The 15581-nt window shown below is 36.5% G+C and carries 19 protein-coding genes, 2 tRNA genes and 4 riboswitches; of the genes, 19 read left to right on the top strand and 2 right to left on the bottom strand.

Annotation, left to right across the window (positions count from 1 at the left end; genetic code table 11):
- The first annotated feature begins 1 nt into the window (after position 1).
- The 4 genes from FS802_RS10220 to FS802_RS10205 all read left to right on the top strand — a co-directional run bounded on the left by FS802_RS10220 (position 2) and on the right by FS802_RS10205 (position 2147).
- Positions 2-76, top strand: a tRNA-Asn gene (locus FS802_RS10220).
- Between the two features lies 1 nt (position 77).
- A tRNA-Glu gene (locus FS802_RS10215) sits at positions 78-149 on the top strand.
- Between the two features lie 129 nt (positions 150-278).
- Entirely contained in the window at positions 279-698 is a 420-nt protein-coding gene (locus FS802_RS10210) for a CBS domain-containing protein (RefSeq protein ID WP_000199001.1), read from the top strand.
- A gap of 297 nt (positions 699-995) precedes the next feature.
- Complete coding sequence (locus FS802_RS10205) at positions 996-2147, top strand: DUF3965 domain-containing protein (protein WP_098654492.1); 1152 nt, start codon at positions 996-998, stop codon at positions 2145-2147.
- 242 nt (positions 2148-2389) lie between these two features.
- On the opposite strand, the gene FS802_RS10200 is transcribed toward FS802_RS10205, so the two are convergent.
- Together FS802_RS10200 and FS802_RS10195 are read right to left on the bottom strand one after the other, a co-directional pair.
- Positions 2390-2728, bottom strand: coding sequence for a hypothetical protein (locus FS802_RS10200; protein ID WP_001189484.1), 339 nt, complete (start codon positions 2726-2728; stop codon positions 2390-2392).
- Between the two features lie 5 nt (positions 2729-2733).
- Positions 2734-3888 (bottom strand): SH3 domain-containing protein, encoded by a 1155-nt coding sequence (locus tag FS802_RS10195; protein WP_098654493.1) that lies wholly within the window; start codon positions 3886-3888, stop codon positions 2734-2736.
- Positions 3889-4157: 269 nt separating this feature from the next.
- Positions 4158-4269, top strand: a riboswitch (TPP riboswitch).
- Positions 4270-4329: 60 nt separating this feature from the next.
- Positions 4330-4433: riboswitch (TPP riboswitch) on the top strand.
- A gap of 82 nt (positions 4434-4515) precedes the next feature.
- On the opposite strand from FS802_RS10195, the gene tenA reads away from it, so the two are divergent.
- The 15 genes from tenA to kdpA all read left to right on the top strand — a co-directional run bounded on the left by tenA (position 4516) and on the right by kdpA (position 15571).
- Positions 4516-5211 carry a thiaminase II gene (gene tenA, locus FS802_RS10190; protein WP_000666826.1) on the top strand — a complete coding sequence of 232 codons (696 nt, stop codon included), beginning with the start codon at positions 4516-4518 and terminating at the stop codon, positions 5209-5211.
- A complete protein-coding gene (locus FS802_RS10185) occupies positions 5180-5929 on the top strand; it encodes an ABC transporter ATP-binding protein (RefSeq protein ID WP_001256820.1) in 750 nt (249 codons plus the stop codon). Before tenA ends, FS802_RS10185 begins: the two co-directional genes overlap by 32 nt.
- Positions 5929-6681, top strand: coding sequence for an ABC transporter permease (locus FS802_RS10180; RefSeq protein ID WP_098707915.1), 753 nt, complete (start codon positions 5929-5931; stop codon positions 6679-6681). Before FS802_RS10185 ends, FS802_RS10180 begins: the two co-directional genes overlap by 1 nt.
- A complete protein-coding gene (locus FS802_RS10175; protein WP_144524986.1) occupies positions 6678-7679 on the top strand; it encodes an ABC transporter substrate-binding protein in 1002 nt (333 codons plus the stop codon). The genes FS802_RS10180 and FS802_RS10175 overlap by 4 nt, the downstream gene beginning before the upstream one ends.
- Positions 7680-7689: 10 nt before the next feature.
- Positions 7690-8310, top strand: a complete 621-nt coding sequence (tenI, locus tag FS802_RS10170; RefSeq protein ID WP_000787175.1) for a thiazole tautomerase TenI — start codon at positions 7690-7692, stop codon at positions 8308-8310.
- The gene (thiO, locus tag FS802_RS10165; protein WP_098654496.1) at positions 8303-9412 is read left to right on the top strand and encodes a glycine oxidase ThiO; all 1110 of its coding nucleotides are present in this window, start codon (positions 8303-8305) and stop codon (positions 9410-9412) included. Before tenI ends, thiO begins: the two co-directional genes overlap by 8 nt.
- Before the next feature lie 15 nt (positions 9413-9427).
- Positions 9428-9631 carry a sulfur carrier protein ThiS gene (gene thiS / locus FS802_RS10160; protein WP_001049510.1) on the top strand — a complete coding sequence of 68 codons (204 nt, stop codon included), beginning with the start codon at positions 9428-9430 and terminating at the stop codon, positions 9629-9631.
- A gap of 2 nt (positions 9632-9633) precedes the next feature.
- On the top strand, positions 9634-10404 hold the full coding sequence (gene thiG / locus FS802_RS10155) for a thiazole synthase (RefSeq protein ID WP_000931990.1): 771 nt from the start codon (positions 9634-9636) through the stop codon (positions 10402-10404).
- Positions 10397-11416: a thiazole biosynthesis adenylyltransferase ThiF gene (gene thiF, locus FS802_RS10150; protein ID WP_070168412.1), complete on the top strand. Its 1020-nt coding sequence runs from the start codon at positions 10397-10399 to the stop codon at positions 11414-11416. The genes thiG and thiF overlap by 8 nt, the downstream gene beginning before the upstream one ends.
- A 6-nt stretch (positions 11417-11422) precedes the next feature.
- The gene (gene thiD, locus FS802_RS10145; RefSeq protein ID WP_098098299.1) at positions 11423-12244 is read left to right on the top strand and encodes a bifunctional hydroxymethylpyrimidine kinase/phosphomethylpyrimidine kinase; all 822 of its coding nucleotides are present in this window, start codon (positions 11423-11425) and stop codon (positions 12242-12244) included.
- Between the two features lie 85 nt (positions 12245-12329).
- Positions 12330-12477: riboswitch (cyclic di-AMP (ydaO/yuaA leader) on the top strand.
- Positions 12478-12570: 93 nt separating this feature from the next.
- Positions 12571-12957 (top strand): hypothetical protein, encoded by a 387-nt coding sequence (locus tag FS802_RS10140; RefSeq protein WP_141545966.1) that lies wholly within the window; start codon positions 12571-12573, stop codon positions 12955-12957.
- 15 nt (positions 12958-12972) lie between these two features.
- Positions 12973-13203: a hypothetical protein gene (locus FS802_RS10135; RefSeq protein ID WP_000866313.1), complete on the top strand. Its 231-nt coding sequence runs from the start codon at positions 12973-12975 to the stop codon at positions 13201-13203.
- Positions 13204-13462: 259 nt separating this feature from the next.
- A riboswitch (cyclic di-AMP (ydaO/yuaA leader) is annotated at positions 13463-13608 on the top strand.
- A gap of 94 nt (positions 13609-13702) precedes the next feature.
- Positions 13703-13807 carry a hypothetical protein gene (locus FS802_RS10130; protein ID WP_144524984.1) on the top strand — a complete coding sequence of 35 codons (105 nt, stop codon included), beginning with the start codon at positions 13703-13705 and terminating at the stop codon, positions 13805-13807.
- Positions 13804-13884, top strand: coding sequence for a K(+)-transporting ATPase subunit F (kdpF, locus tag FS802_RS10125; protein WP_000214976.1), 81 nt, complete (start codon positions 13804-13806; stop codon positions 13882-13884). Before FS802_RS10130 ends, kdpF begins: the two co-directional genes overlap by 4 nt.
- A gap of 19 nt (positions 13885-13903) precedes the next feature.
- The gene (kdpA, locus tag FS802_RS10120) at positions 13904-15571 is read left to right on the top strand and encodes a potassium-transporting ATPase subunit KdpA (protein WP_000638334.1); all 1668 of its coding nucleotides are present in this window, start codon (positions 13904-13906) and stop codon (positions 15569-15571) included.
- The last annotated feature ends 10 nt before the right edge of the window (positions 15572-15581 follow it).

Raw genomic sequence — 15581 nt, 5'->3', positions numbered from 1 at the left:
TTCCGCAGTAGCTCAGTGGTAGAGCTATCGGCTGTTAACCGATCGGTCGTAGGTTCGAGTCCTACCTGCGGAGCCATGGCCCGTTGGTCAAGTGGTTAAGACACCGCCCTTTCACGGCGGTAACACGGGTTCGAATCCCGTACGGGTCATAAAAAAAGAGTCAGCAATATGCTGACTCTTTTTTATTTTGTGGAATCCTCCTTTATCAACTGATTTTCCTGAAATAAATAAAGGGATTTAGGAAAAGCTATGGTATGTATAAAAAGGAGGAGACAAAAATGACACGAGTGAGAGATTTTATGAGTACTCATGTTGTACATTGTACACCGCTAGACAATGTATATGAGGCTGCTGTAAAGATGAAAGAAGAATCGATTGGATTGATTCCAGTTGTTGAAAATGAGCAAGTTGTTGGGCTTGTTACGGACCGAGATTTAGTTGTTCGTGGGATTGCTGAGAAACATCCTGGATCTAATAAAATTACAAATGTAATGACAACAAACATTGTTTCAGTTTCTCCAGATGATTCTATTGAAAAAGCTACAGAGTTAATGGCACAGTATCAAATTAGACGATTACCAGTAGTTGAGAGTGGTCAACTCGTGGGGATGCTAGCACTAGGTGATTTAGCTATAAGAGAATCGGCAGATGATCAAGCTGGATTTGCTTTAAGTGAAATCTCGGAGCATACGGAATGAAGAGAGTCGTTCATTAGTGGGATAAGTTACGTATAAAAATCAGATGCATTATTCTAGTATATATGGATTAAACTAATATGTTAGCATGATGTATCTGAGACATTATATAATATAAGTATACAGTTAGTAATTTCGACAGTTTTTTAAAATTTGTCATTCCTAATTTTAAATAAGAGAAAAAATGATATACTGATAGATATAAGTATTATGAAAGATTTTGAATATAACAATATTCATTGTTAATGATGTAATAATGGATTAATATTTCCTATGTAGACAAAAGGGAAGGGGAATTATATGAGGGCTGTACAGCGCGATCCAAATTGGAATTTGGTTACAGATACATATATAGAACCAAATAATTTCGCTGAATTATTTTCTTTGCTTGTACCTTGTCATCCAAAAGGTGAAGGGAAAGAACGGACTATATTAGTGTGGAAAGAAAAAGAATTTTATAAAGAAGAAAATTTAGCGGCATTTATCGTATATGGAATGGATAAAGTAAAGAATTTGCCGCAGTTTCATAAAGATGAAATTCCAACTCTAGTACGTATTCTTCGCTTATGCCAAGAGATTGGTTGGTATGAAGAAGCAAATACATTTATGATAACTCAAGGACTAGCTGAGTTTGTTCACACTTCATTGGAATATGAAACGTGGGATCTGTTGACGCAAGCGGTTGCTTTAAACTATTTAATTATTAAATATCGTATGGGTGAATTGACTGATGGGGATGTAGAAATTTGGGATAGGGTTAAATTTAATGAGAAATGTATAACGGATTGTAAACATCTATTATCTCATAAAGAAGTATTGGAATTTACATTCTTTTATATGTGTAAGAGAGCTAAATTACTATCAAAAGAGCAATTAAATAGTGATATGATGAGTCTAGCGATGTATTGTAATACGTTTGTGTATGACTTATACACACATGACTTATTACGAAAATATCGTAAGTGTACAGACTTCCTATCATATTATGGACCTAGTCAAGCGGTGTTAGCTTGTCAAAGAGCTGTACTTTCTCAAATTTCAGATCGATTAGACCCATTGAAAACTACTCATGTAGATGATTATTTATATGTAATGAAAGAAATGATGGAGCATATGACGATAGGGATAATGGATCGATATGATCATTTTATCGGAAAGTTATTATCATATGTGCCATTTTTCGAAATGATTCAAGTTCCGCAACATGCATATTATTGTGAAGAATTACTGTATATTTGTAAGGGCATTGAATATAAAGAAGAAATATTACGCAATTATATATTTATACAATTACATGATTGTTTACCATCATTCTTTAAACTATTTCTTAAAAATAAGCGTTATGCAACGATTCATGACATTCTGTTCTATTGGTGTGATGATGAACAAAGAATGAGTTTAGAGAAAAAATATAATCTTAGCTTTATTTATGAAAAATATGCTTGTGGATAAAGAGCATTTTCTATATAAAAAATTTATATAAATTAAAAAGGATCTCAAGTTTATGTGAGATCCTTTTTTTTATTAGTAAAGCAAGGAGAACGCAATTAAGACGAGAAATAACATTCCATAAAGGAGAAATTGTGCCGTATTGCTTCCTTGTATACCAAAAAAAGTATTTATTTTTGTGTATAAATTCAATATATATTTTAGCGGATTATCTTTGAAAGATCGGTACACAATGTCTCCTCTTTCTAAGCTTTTTGTTCGTGTTTTTTGTTAGTAGGGACATGAATGTATCTAGCTATGAATAATAAAACAGCCATAAAGAATACAGGAAATACGGTAGATAAATAAAAACCATTACTAATAATATTTGTTATTAGGGCACTTAATAGAAAGATGGCATTATATATATGGGCAATTTTTTGTTTTAATTGTACTTGAAAGGATTCCATCATAATTTCTAAAGCAACAAAAGCAATGATAATAGATAAAAATACAGTGTTTGTATTGTAAATGATTAAACAATAGATTAAACCTAAAAAGGCGAAGTATTCAATTAAGAGAGGTATATTGATATTGCGTTGCATACAATTTACCTAACTAAATATGGCAGTGGGTTTACTGCATTTGTTTTTTCAAAATTCCATTCTCCATTGTGTAATTCAAAATGAAGATGTTGCCCGTATGAATGACCTGTGTTTCCCATATGACCTACTAATTGTCCAGCTTGTACTTGATCACCAGCTTGTACAGTGCGATCCTTCATGTGTGCATAGACTGTTGTATATAATTTCCCGTTTATTTGATGGGCGATGAACACAACATTGCCATAGCTAGCTGAATAATATGATTTCACAACTTTACCTGCAGCTGCCGCCTGGATAGAGACATTACCTTGAGCTGCAATATCTATACCATAATGCATTTGTTCCCAGCGTATATCAAAGGTTGAGCTAATTCTTCCTTGAGTAGGGAATTTGAAAACTGCTGGAATGGAAGTAGGTTGAGCCGTTTGAGCTTGTGATTGATTTTGCATCACATAATGTTTTGCTACGTATCCGTATCCTGTGCCAAAACGAATTTTATACCAAGTTCCTACAGTTTCCACTACTTGTATTTGTGTACCATTTTGTAATGAACCAAGTAGTGCACTACTTGTACTAGCGTTGCCACGTACATTAAGCTTAGGTGTTGCAACTGTGTATTTCGTATTATTTTGAACTGTGATGCCTTTTACTAAAGGCTGTGAACCATTAGATACGAATGCTTTTTGTACGTAACCTGCTTTGCCATTATGTAAAATTTTATACCACTCGCCTTGTTCTTCTTGAATGGTAACGAATTTCCCATTTGGTAATACATCTAAAATTGAAGATTCTAAATTAGGTTCAGAACGAACGTTTAATGCATTGGCATTAACGATGTATTGATTATTAGATTGAAGTTTGTTTTTTAGTAGAATAGCATCTTTTTGTACGTAACCTACTTTATTATTAACAGATACTTTATACCAGCCATTAGTTGTTTCAAGTATGTTTACTTTCGTATTAAAGCGAATTGTATCAATTGATGAGCTATTTGCGTTATCTTTTGTATGTAAGGCTACTTGATCGACTTTGACATATCCAGTTTTCACATTAGATAATTGTTCAGCGTTGGCTGTTTGTACATTTGTTTCTCCCATAGAAGGAAGTAAAGAGGCAATTGCGACAGTAGTTGCTGTTAAAGCAGTAGCTTTCATATTCATATAATAGAGACCTCCTCTAGTTGTATAGTTGTAATTTTATTATAGTATAAAGTTATAATATAGTGGGTGTATTCACATAAATGTAATATGAAATCAATATAAAAATAAATTTTTTGAGGATAATGATTCCTTTTTATCCGATTAATTAGGATAATAATTTCTAAGATAGAATATAAGTATTATATAGTTTTGTTATTTTGTTGACAATTGAGAAAATTAAAATAGTTGATGATGTCTTATTACGATGTTATACTGACAGTGATAATTTCATAGTTTGCTAGGAGAGCTGGTGTTGCCAGCTGAGAGTAGGCCGTAAGCCTTTGATCCTTTTCATTACCTGATCTAGATTATGCTAGCGTAGGGAAGCAATTCGGACACTAATAATAAGTCCCCGTTTCTTTGCGTATAGAAACGGGGCTTTTTTGTTTGAAAATTTCATATTGAAACCACTAGGGGTGCTTGTTGTGCTGAGAGAGGAATAATCCTTAACCCTTATAACACCTGATCTAGGTAATACTAGCGAAGGGAAGTGGAGCAACGAATAAATTATAATTTTATTTGCTGTAACCACTTCTTATTTAGAAGTGGTTTTTTATTTAGATATATAAATCGAAAGGGGATAGAGAAATGAAATTTTGCGATAGATTATTAGAAACTGTACAACCAGTTTGGGAGATGAGTCATAATCATCCGTTTGTAGTAGGTATGGGGGATGGCACGTTAGAAAAAGATAAGTTTCAGTATTACATTATTCAAGATTATTTATATTTGTTAGATTATGCAAAGCTATATGCGATTGGTGTTGTAAAAGCAACGAACCCACAAGTAATGGGGAAATTTGCTGAACAAATTGATGGCATATTAAATGGAGAAATGACAATCCATAAACAGTATGCAAAAAGACTTGGAATTTCTATAGAAGAGATAGAGTCTGCAAAGCCATCTGCTAAAAATTTAGCTTATACAAATTACATGATGTCTGTATCTCAAAATGGCACACTTGCGGAATTAATAGCAGCACTTCTTCCATGTATGTGGAGCTACTGGGAAATTGGAAAGCGTTTAAATGATATTCCTGGAGCAAGAGATCATGAGTTCTTTGGTGAGTGGATTCAAGGATATAGTTCTGAAGAATACGGTAACCTTTGTATTTGGTTAATCGATTTATTAAATGAAATGGCAGTTGGAAAGTCTGAAAAAGAGCTAGATCGATTAGAGGAGATTTTCCTATATTCCAGTCGATTTGAATATTTATTCTGGGATATGTCCTATCGTAAGGAGATGTGGGGATTTGAGGAGCAAGAACATACTACAGTTTCATAATGTTTCTTTTCATTATGATGAGAAACCAATCATCAATGAATTAAATGCTTCTATACAAGATAAAGAGTTTGTAAGTATTATCGGACCGAGTGGATGCGGGAAAAGTACTCTATTTCGCCTTATTACAGGTTTAGAAGAAGTAAGTACTGGGCAGATAGAGCTGACAGAAACGAAGAGCCATCCTGTAGGGTATATGCCCCAAAAAGATATGCTCCTGCCGTGGCGAACGATTATTGAGAATGCTGCTCTGCCGCTAGAGTGTCAAGGTGTACAGAAGAAAGAAGCACAAATAAAGGCCAAGGAACTGCTACATAAATTTGGCTTACAAGGGTATGAGACAAAATATCCGAAAGATTTATCTGGTGGTATGAGACAACGCGTATCTTTTATTCGAACTTTATTAACAGGCGGGGAGATATTGTTGTTAGATGAACCGTTTAGCGCGTTGGACGCTTTAACGAAGGCATCTTTGCAAGAATGGCTGTTTGAACAATGGAAAGAGTGGGAAAAAACAATTTTATTTATCACTCATGATGTGGAAGAAGCGTTGTTTCTTTCTAATCGAATTTTAGTAGTAGAGCAGCAACCGATAACTACTTTAACCGAGAGGGTTGTACCGCTTGATCGTAATCGAACAAGAAAAGATTTATATAAGCCTGAAGTGTTAGCGCTTAAAGATGAGCTTCTTAGTATGTTACAAAGGCAGGTACTCGTATGATGAACCGGTTGAAGGAGCTATTACCTGCCCTTACACTTTCTAGTATTTTACTTGCCTTTTGGGAAGTAGGCGCAAGAATCGTAGATGAAATGTACATTTTACCGTCACCGTCTGCAATTGTGATGAAGATATGGAAACTAAAAGATATATTATTTACGGTTCATTTGCCGGCAACCTTATCGGTCGTTTTAATAGGGGTGGCTATTTCTATCGTACTTGGGGTAGGGCTAGCGATGTTAATGAATGCGAGTAATTGGATGGAGAGAGCATTTTATCCATTATTAGTTGCCTCACAAACGATTCCTATTACAGCGCTTGCGCCGCTTTTCGTTTTATGGTTTGGATATACGATCTGGAGTAAGGTTGTTGTTACTGTTTTAATTACGTTTTTCCCAATTGCGGTCAATACGTATGATGGACTATGCAGTACGAAAAAAGAATGGGAGGAGCTCTTAGTTACGTATGGGGCAACGAAAAAAGATGTTTTTCTTAAATTAAAGTTACCATCTGCTCTTCCTTATTTTTTCTCAGCTTTAAAAATTGCAGTTCCGCTTAGTGTAATTGGGGCAGCAATCGGTGAGTGGCTCGGTGCACAAGCTGGGCTTGGATATTTCAGTAAAAGAATGATGACGCAGTTAGACGGAGCAGGTGTATTTGCACCCATTGTATTGTTATCATTATTAGCTATTTTCTTCGTCATACTTATCTCAGTATTAGAAAAGAAATTTATTAGTTGGAGGAAGTATTCATGAAATTTTTAAAACGCATCTTTGTGTTGACATTATTAGTTGCAATGATCGCTGGATGTTCTAGTAATTCAGCGTCAGATAAGAATAAAAAAGAAAAAGAAATAACGGTCATGCTTGATTGGTACCCAAATGCGGTACATAGCTTTATTTATGCGGCGATTGAAAAAGGATACTTTAAAGAAGAAGGAGTCAAGGTGAATATTAAATTCCCTTCTAATCCGACTGATCCATTAACTTTAGCAGCTGCAGGAAAAGTAACGGTTGGCTTATATTATCAGCCAGATGTTGTCATGGCAAAAGCAAATGAACAAATTCCAGTGAAATCAATTGGAGCTGTCGTACGTTCACCATTAAATCATGTTGTATCGCTGAAATCAGCAGGCATTCAATCGACAAAAGATTTAGAGGGGAAAACAGTTGGATATTCTGGAACACCTTTAAGTGAGATGTATTTAAAAACGATGGTAAAAGAAGCTGGTGGTAATCCAGATACAGTGAAAGTAGTCGATGTTGGCTTTGATCTAGTACCGGCATTAATTATGAAGAAAGTGGATGCGGTAACAGGGGCATACATTAACCATGAAGTACCTGTTATGCGTCATGAAGGTCATGAACCAGCATACTTTAATCCAGCCGATTACGGTGTACCGAATTATCATGAGCTTGTATTTGTAACAGGTGATAAAACGTTGAACAAAGATAAAGAAGCGTTACAAGCCTTCTTACGTGGTACGAAAAAAGGCTATGATTTTATGAAGAAAAATCCAGATGAAGCATTAAATATTTTATTAAATCATCAAGAAAAAGAAAACTTCCCACTTGTACCAGAAGTTGAAAAAGAGAGCATGAAAATTTTATTAGAGAAGATGGAAACGAAAGATGAACCATTCTTATCAGATTCAAAAGAGTCATGGGAGAAACAAAATAAATGGCTGAAAGATAAAGGAATGACGAAAGAAATCGTTCCGGCCGATGAGTTATTCGAAAATATTTTAAAGTAGGCGAATGAATATGAAAAATGAGCTTCATGTAATCTCAAATGGTCACATGTCATTCGAAGAGTTAGTGAATGTAGCGATGCAAATTGAAAGTGAGATTGACTATTTGCATATTCGTGAGCGTGAGAAAAGTACGAAGGATTTGTATGAAGGTGTGGAAAGTCTTTTGAAGAAAGGCTTTCCGGCATCAAAAATAGTGATAAATGATCGAATTGATATCGCTATTTTATTAAACATTCCACGCGTGCAGCTAGGATATCGAAGCGCAAATGTAAGGTCAGTGAAAGAAAAGTTTTCTTATTTGCATGTCGGCTATTCTGTACATTCTTTAGAAGAGGCGATCGATGCATTTAAGAATGGAGCGGATTCACTCGTCTATGGTCATGTATTTCCGACAGATTGTAAAAAAGGTGTACCAGCGAGAGGGCTTGAAGAGCTTTCAGACATTGCAAAGTGTTTATCCATACCGATTACAGCAATTGGCGGAATTACCACGGAAAATATCGGGGATGTTCTTACTAACGGTGTCAGTGGTATTGCTGTTATGTCTGGGATTATAAGTAGTAGTAACCCGTATAGCAAAGCGAAATCTTATAAGGAATCAATAAGAAAGTGGGCGGAAAAACATGTGTAAGAAGTATGATGTAGCGATAATTGGTGGTGGTGTAATCGGTAGTTCAGTTGCACATTTTCTAGCAGAAAGAGGACATAAAGTAGCGATTATAGAGAAGCAAAGAATTGCATCTGAAGCCTCGAAAGCAGCCGCTGGTTTACTTGGGGTTCAGGCAGAATGGGATGCATATGACCCACTATTTGAACTTGCGAGAGAAAGCCGTGCTATATTTCCACAACTTGCAGCAGTTTTACGTGAAAAAACAGGCATCGATATTGGGTATGAAGAGAAAGGCATTTATCGCATTGCCCAAAATGAAGATGAGAAGGAAAGAATTCTTCACATTATGGAGTGGCAGCAGAAAACAGGTGAAGATTCTTACTTTCTAACGGGAGATCGTTTACGAGAGAAAGAGCCGTGTCTATCTGAGTCAATTATAGGTGCTGTATATTATCCAAAAGATGGTCATGTTATTGCCCCGGAGCTTACGAAAGCATTCGCACATTCCGCATCAATTTCGGGTGCTGATATATATGAACAGACAGAAGTGTTTGATATTCGTATTGAAAATAATAAAGTGACTGGGATTGTGACGAGCGAAGGTATTATAGCATGCGAGAAAGTTGTTATTGCGGGTGGTTCATGGAGCACGAAGTTACTAGGGCATTTTCACCGCGAATGGGGTACATATCCAGTTAAAGGAGAAGTAGTAGCGGTAAGAAGTAGAAAACCACTTTTAAAGGCGCCTATTTTCCAAGAAAGATTTTACATTGCACCAAAGCGCGGCGGACGTTACGTAATTGGAGCAACGATGAAGCCTCATACGTTTAATAAAACTGTGCAACCAGAAAGTATTACTTCTATATTAGAGCGCGCGTATACAATATTGCCAGCTTTAAAAGAAGCAGAGTGGGAAAGCGCATGGGCAGGGTTAAGACCACAATCGAATCATGAAGCTCCTTATATGGGAGAGCATGAAGAAATAAAAGGTTTATACGCTTGTGCTGGGCATTATCGAAACGGTATTTTATTAAGTCCTGTTTCTGGTCAGTATATGGCTGATTTAATAGAAGGAAAGCAGGCGAATCATTTGCTAGATTCATTGCTTTCTAAAATAGTTTAGAAAGGGGATGGAAGTTTGAATTTAAAAATTAATGGTAACCAACTTGAAGTGCCAGAGAGTGTGAAAACAGTGGCTGAGCTACTTACGCATTTAGAGTTAGATAACAGAATTGTAGTAGTAGAGCGTAATAAAGATATTTTACAAAAAGATGATCATACAGATACATCTGTTTTTGATGGAGACCAAATTGAGATTGTAACTTTCGTAGGAGGCGGTTGATTATGTTAAACATTGGACCATTTTCATTTCATTCTAGACTTTTATTAGGAACAGGGAAATTCCCTGATTTTGATGTACAGCAAAAGGCAATTGATGTATCTGAGGCTGAGGTTTTAACGTTCGCAGTACGTCGTATGGATATATTTGATGCAAAGCAGCCTAATTTATTAGAGAAACTTGATGTGAAAAAATATAAGTTATTACCGAATACAGCTGGAGCAAAAAATGCTGAAGAAGCTGTTCGTATTGCAAAATTAGCAAAAGCTTCGGGGCTTTGCGATATGATCAAAGTAGAAGTTATCGGTGATGATAGAACGTTATTACCTGATCCAGTAGAAACGTTAAAGGCATCTGAAATGTTACTAGAAGAAGGATTTATCGTACTTCCGTATACATCTGATGATGTTGTATTAGCACGTAAATTACAAGAACTAGGTGTGCATGCAATTATGCCAGGAGCATCACCAATCGGTTCAGGGCTTGGTATTGTAAATCCGTTAAACTTAAGCTTCATTATTGAACAAGCGACAGTACCAGTTATCGTTGACGCTGGTATCGGTAGCCCAGCTGATGCGGCATTTGCAATGGAATTAGGAGCGGATGGCGTGTTATTAAATACTGCTGTATCGGGAGCAAAAGATCCAATAAAAATGGCACAAGCAATGAAATTAAGTATTGAAGCAGGACGATTAGGATTTGAAGCGGGGCGTATTGCACGTAAACGTTGTGCAACAGCAAGTAGTCCTTTAGAAGGAATGAGCGTAGTTGAATAATCGATATTCTCGCCAAGAATTATTTTCTCCAATTGGAGAAGAGGGGCAACGAAAGATAAGAGAAAAGCATGTACTCATTATCGGTGCAGGTGCATTAGGTAGTGCAAATGCAGAGATGTTTGTAAGAGCAGGTGTTGGAACAGTAACGATTGTTGACCGAGATTATGTCGATTGGAGTAATTTACAAAGGCAACAATTGTATGCAGAGAGCGATGTAGAGAATAACCTACCGAAGGCTGTAGCGGCAAAGAAGCGTCTAGAAGAAATTAATAGTGAAGTAAGAGTAGAAGCTCTCGTTCAAGATGTAACAGCTGAGGAATTAGAAGAACTCGTTACAAATGTTGATGTAATTATTGATGCAACTGATAATTTCGAAACGCGTTTTATTGTGAATGATATAGCACAAAAGTATTCCATTCCATGGGTTTACGGAGCATGTGTAGGGAGTTACGGCCTTTCTTACACAATTCTTCCTAGTAAAACGCCATGTTTATCTTGTCTATTACAATCGATTCCGCTTGGCGGGGCGACATGTGATACAGCGGGCATTATATCTCCTGCTGTATCTCTCGTCGTTTCTCATCAAGTAACGGAAGCTCTTAAACTGTTAGTGGAAGATTATGAATTGCTTCGAGATGGACTTGTGTCGTTTGATGTATGGAAGAATGAATATTCATGTATGAATGTGCAAAAGCTTCGTAAGCATAATTGTCCTTCGTGCGGAGAGAATGCGATATACCCGTATTTAAATAAAGAAAATACATCGAAAACAGCAGTTTTGTGCGGGAGAAATACAGTTCAAATTAGACCACCTCATAAAGAAGAAATGGATTTTGAACGATATAAAGAGCTGCTGAAAGATCGTGTGAATAATTTGAATGTAAATCCATATTTAATATCATTTTCTGTGGAGGAAAAGAGATTAGTTGCTTTTAAAGATGGCCGGGTACTTGTACATGGAACGAAAGATATAAGCGAAGCAAAAACAATTTATCATCGCTATTTTGGATAGAAAAGGATGAGTGGGATGAAAGTAAATAAAGCTTTAACAATTGCAGGATCTGATAGTGGAGGTGGTGCCGGCATTCAAGCAGATTTAAAAACCTTCCAAGAGCTTGGTGTGTATGGGATGACGGCAATTACGGCAATTACTGCTCAAAATACGCTTGGCGTTCAAGGGGTATATCCAGTTCCGTTAGAAGGTATTACGGAACAGCTGAATTCAATTGGTACGGATTTAACACCAGATGCTGTGAAACTAGGAATGTTATTTAGCAGTGAAATTATTCAAATTGTCGCAGAACATATTAATAAGTTTGGGTGGAATAATATTGTACTAGATCCTGTTATGATTGCTAAGGGCGGTGCATCATTATTACAACAGGAAGCAGTACAAGCATTAAAAGAATATTTATTACCAGTAGCAACCGTTGTAACACCGAATGTTCCTGAGGCAGAAGTGTTAACCGGGATGGAGATTCATAATGTTGAAGATAGTAAGGAAGCTGCGAAAGTACTGCATGAACTAGGTGCGAAATACGTGCTTATGAAGGGTGGACATGCAGAATATCAAGGTAATGAAGTAATTGACTTACTCTTTGATGGTGAGCAATTTATCGAATTTAGAAGTGAACGGATTCCTTCAAAGCAAACGCACGGAAGCGGGTGCACATTTGCTTCAGCGGTTACAGCAGGACTTGCGAAAGGCTACTCAATTGAAGAGGCAGTTCTAGAAGCGAAACGATTTATTAGTATAGCAATTGAAGAGCCTTTGAATATCGGAAGTGGTCATGGGCCGACGAATCATTTTGCATATAAATTGAATAAAACACAAGCATAAAGAAAGGAAAAGTCAGTTTTATAACTGGCTTTTTTTCTGTTTACTTTTTTCAAATACAGGAGTAATATATCAGCCAGAATACATTTTTTGTAATACGCTGAGTCCAAATATAAGGAGCGGAGGAACCAATTTGTGCAGTGTCACTAGGGGTGAATCTTTCAATTTTGAAAGTAGGGCTACTCTCAAAGCCCGAATCCGACAGCTAACTTCGTAAGCGTCTTGAGAGAGGACGGTGCCATGATGGATACATCACTTCATCAATCTGATTAGTATAAGGGAATATCAATCTATGTTTGAGTTCTTTTATGCTAAGGAGGATGAGGTACATGGAATTAACACTTATTTGTATTGGAGAAGAAAGCAAGGTAAATAGTTTAAGAGATTTAGTAGCATTTCAACATGAGTTAATTATTTTTACAGCAAATGAAGAGATAGCTGCTGAAGTTAGGAATTGTGGGTTTGATTGGACTTATAGCTGTAGTAAGGCACAAGATTTTACTAGTGTTTGTGAGTGTATTAAGAAGGTGATTTTACTAGGGGATGAGCTTCCAATCATTAGTTTCTTCACAGAACACATTCGCTTTTCTTTTCAAGCACCTATTACTGTTGTTACAAGGAATAAACGATATCCAGCGAGGCTCTATGAAAAAATTGGAGCTACATTTGTCGTGTTTACGAATTGTAATAATATTTCTTTTTTATTTTTTGAATAGGGCGGGGGAAAAAAGATGAAGGTGTTGTTACTAGGAGATATAGCGAATCGTTGGGCGGTATCAGTAGAGCGAGTTCAAGAATTGGTGGTGCTTGATCCTATTTTTCCAAGGGCCTATATCATATTGCCATCGAAAGACGCTTTATATTTAAAAACAGATGTTATCGAATATGAGCAGCTACATGCAGAATTGTCACAAGTTTATATTCGCGGGAGAAATTTGCGCGCATTTTTGCGTGGAGAATAAATAGTGAAAAAAAAGAGCGAATGCTAAGTGCAACAAGCTATGCACTTCATGTCATGCGCTCTTTTTATTTCGTATTTAAAAGGTTATTTTTGTGAAAAAGAAAGAAAAGACGAGAAAACAGATGAAATAATATTAATAACACTCAATGTAAGCGTTTAAATAGATGGATATTTTCTTATTTTCAGTAATTTAGCTCTTTACAAGTTAAATATAGAGGAGTATATTTACTCTCATAAATCATTCATAAAATTTCCAAAAAAACCTAAAATCGCTGAGTTCCAGAAATGGAGCGGGGGAACCAATTTTGTGCATCGTCACTTGGGGTGAATCTTTCAGTTTTGAAAGTAGGGCTACTCTTTAGGCCCGAATCCGACAGCTAACCTCGTAAGCGTTTAGAGAGGAGGTTTACTTTGTGTTGTTCATTTCGAACACTAAGTAGAGCTTAGTGTTCTTTTTTTGATAAATTAATGGTAAATTTTTACAGAAAAGAGGAATGGCTATGTTAGATGTTGTAATGATCGGGATTTTTGTTGTGTTAGTCGCATCGATGGTAAGTCTTGCAAGTTGGTCAGATAAAGTTTTGAAAGAAGGGAAGCAATCATGACGGTTGCCTTATCGGTTATTGTTGCAGCAATTACGGTGTACTTAGTGTATGCATTATTAAATCCAGAAAAGTTTTAATTAGGGGGAATCATTCATTATGATTTGGGTCGCAGTTGTTATTACCATGCTGTTGTTTATTCTTGTGGCAAAGCCAATGGGGATTTATTTAGAGAAAGCCTTTCAAGGTAGTAAAAAGTTAGATAAAGTATTCGGGCCTTTTGAAAAACTTATTTTTAAAATTACGGGTGTAAAAGAATACAATCAAACGTGGAAACAGTACGCATTGTCATTAGTTTTATTAAATGGATTTATGATTGTTGTCGTATATTTCATTTTCAGACTACAAGGAGTATTGCCATTAAATCCAGCACACATTGAAGGGATGGAGCCTACGCTTGCTTTTAATACAGCAATTAGTTTTATGGCTGATACAAACTTACAGCATTATAGCGGTGAAAATGGTTTATCTTATTTATCACAATTAATCGGAATTACATTTTTAATGTTTGCAGCACCAGCAACGACTTTAGCACTTGTAATGGCGTTTATAAGAGGGCTCGCTGGGAAGGAACTCGGTAACTTTTTCGTTGATTTTACGAGAGCACTAACGAGAGTATTTCTTCCTATCGCATTTATTGCGGCACTAGTCTTTGTCGCACTTGGCGTACCACAAACGTTAGACAGTGCAGTTACAGCACAAACAATCGATGGGGCAAAGCAAAGTATATTACGTGGGCCTGTTGCATCATTCGTGTCCATTAAGGAACTCGGAAATAACGGCGGTGGATTTTTCGGAGCAAACTCTACGCACCCTTTTGAAAATCCAGGGCAAATGAGTAATATTTTACAAATGATGCTTATGATGTTATTGCCAACAGCACTTCCATTTACGTACGGACGAATGGTAGGAAATAAAAAACAAGGTCGTATCCTTTTCGTATCACTATTCATGGTGTTTTTACTAGGATTTATAACGATTACTACATCTGAATTACATGGGAATCCAGCGTTAAATGGAATGGGCATCGAACATGTACAAGGGAGTACAGAAGGAAAAGAAGTACGATTTGGAACAGTATTTTCTTCCCTATACGCAACAGTGACGACAGCTGCTGAAACAGGAGCCGTTAATACGATGCATGATACGTTAACACCAATTGGCGGGTTAGTACCACTCGTAAATATGATGTTAAATACAGTGTATGGCGGAGTTGGGGCAGGTTTTGTGAACATTATTATGTATGCGATTATCGCAGTCTTTATATCTGGATTGATGGTTGGACGGACACCAGAGTTTTTAGGTAAGAAAATTGAAGGTAAGGAAATGAAATTAATTGCGGTAACGATACTATTTCATCCACTGCTTATTTTAGGGTTTTCAGCATTAGCTCTTTCAACAAGTTTAGGAACGGATGCCATTTCTCATTCTGGTTTCCACGGTTTAACGCAAGTGGTATATGAATATACATCGTCAGCTGCGAATAACGGATCTGGATTTGAAGGGTTAGCGGATAATACACCGTTTTGGAATATTACAACTGGCTTAGTTATGTTTTTAGGGCGCTATTTCAGTTTAATTACGATGCTAGCTGTTGCAGCTTCATTGAAAGAAAAGACGGTAGTACCAGAAACAGTCGGAACGTTCCGTACGGATAATAGTTTATTTGGCGGCATTTTCATCGGAACAATTGTAATTGTCGGTGCATTAACATTCTTCCCGATGTTAGTACTCGGCCCAATTGCAGAATTTCTTACATTGAAGTAATGGAGGGTAA

This window comes from Bacillus sp. DE0042, assembly GCF_007680225.1.
GTDB lineage: Bacteria > Bacillota > Bacilli > Bacillales > Bacillaceae_G > Bacillus_A > Bacillus_A wiedmannii.
This window is presented reverse-complemented; position numbering and strand designations above follow the sequence as displayed.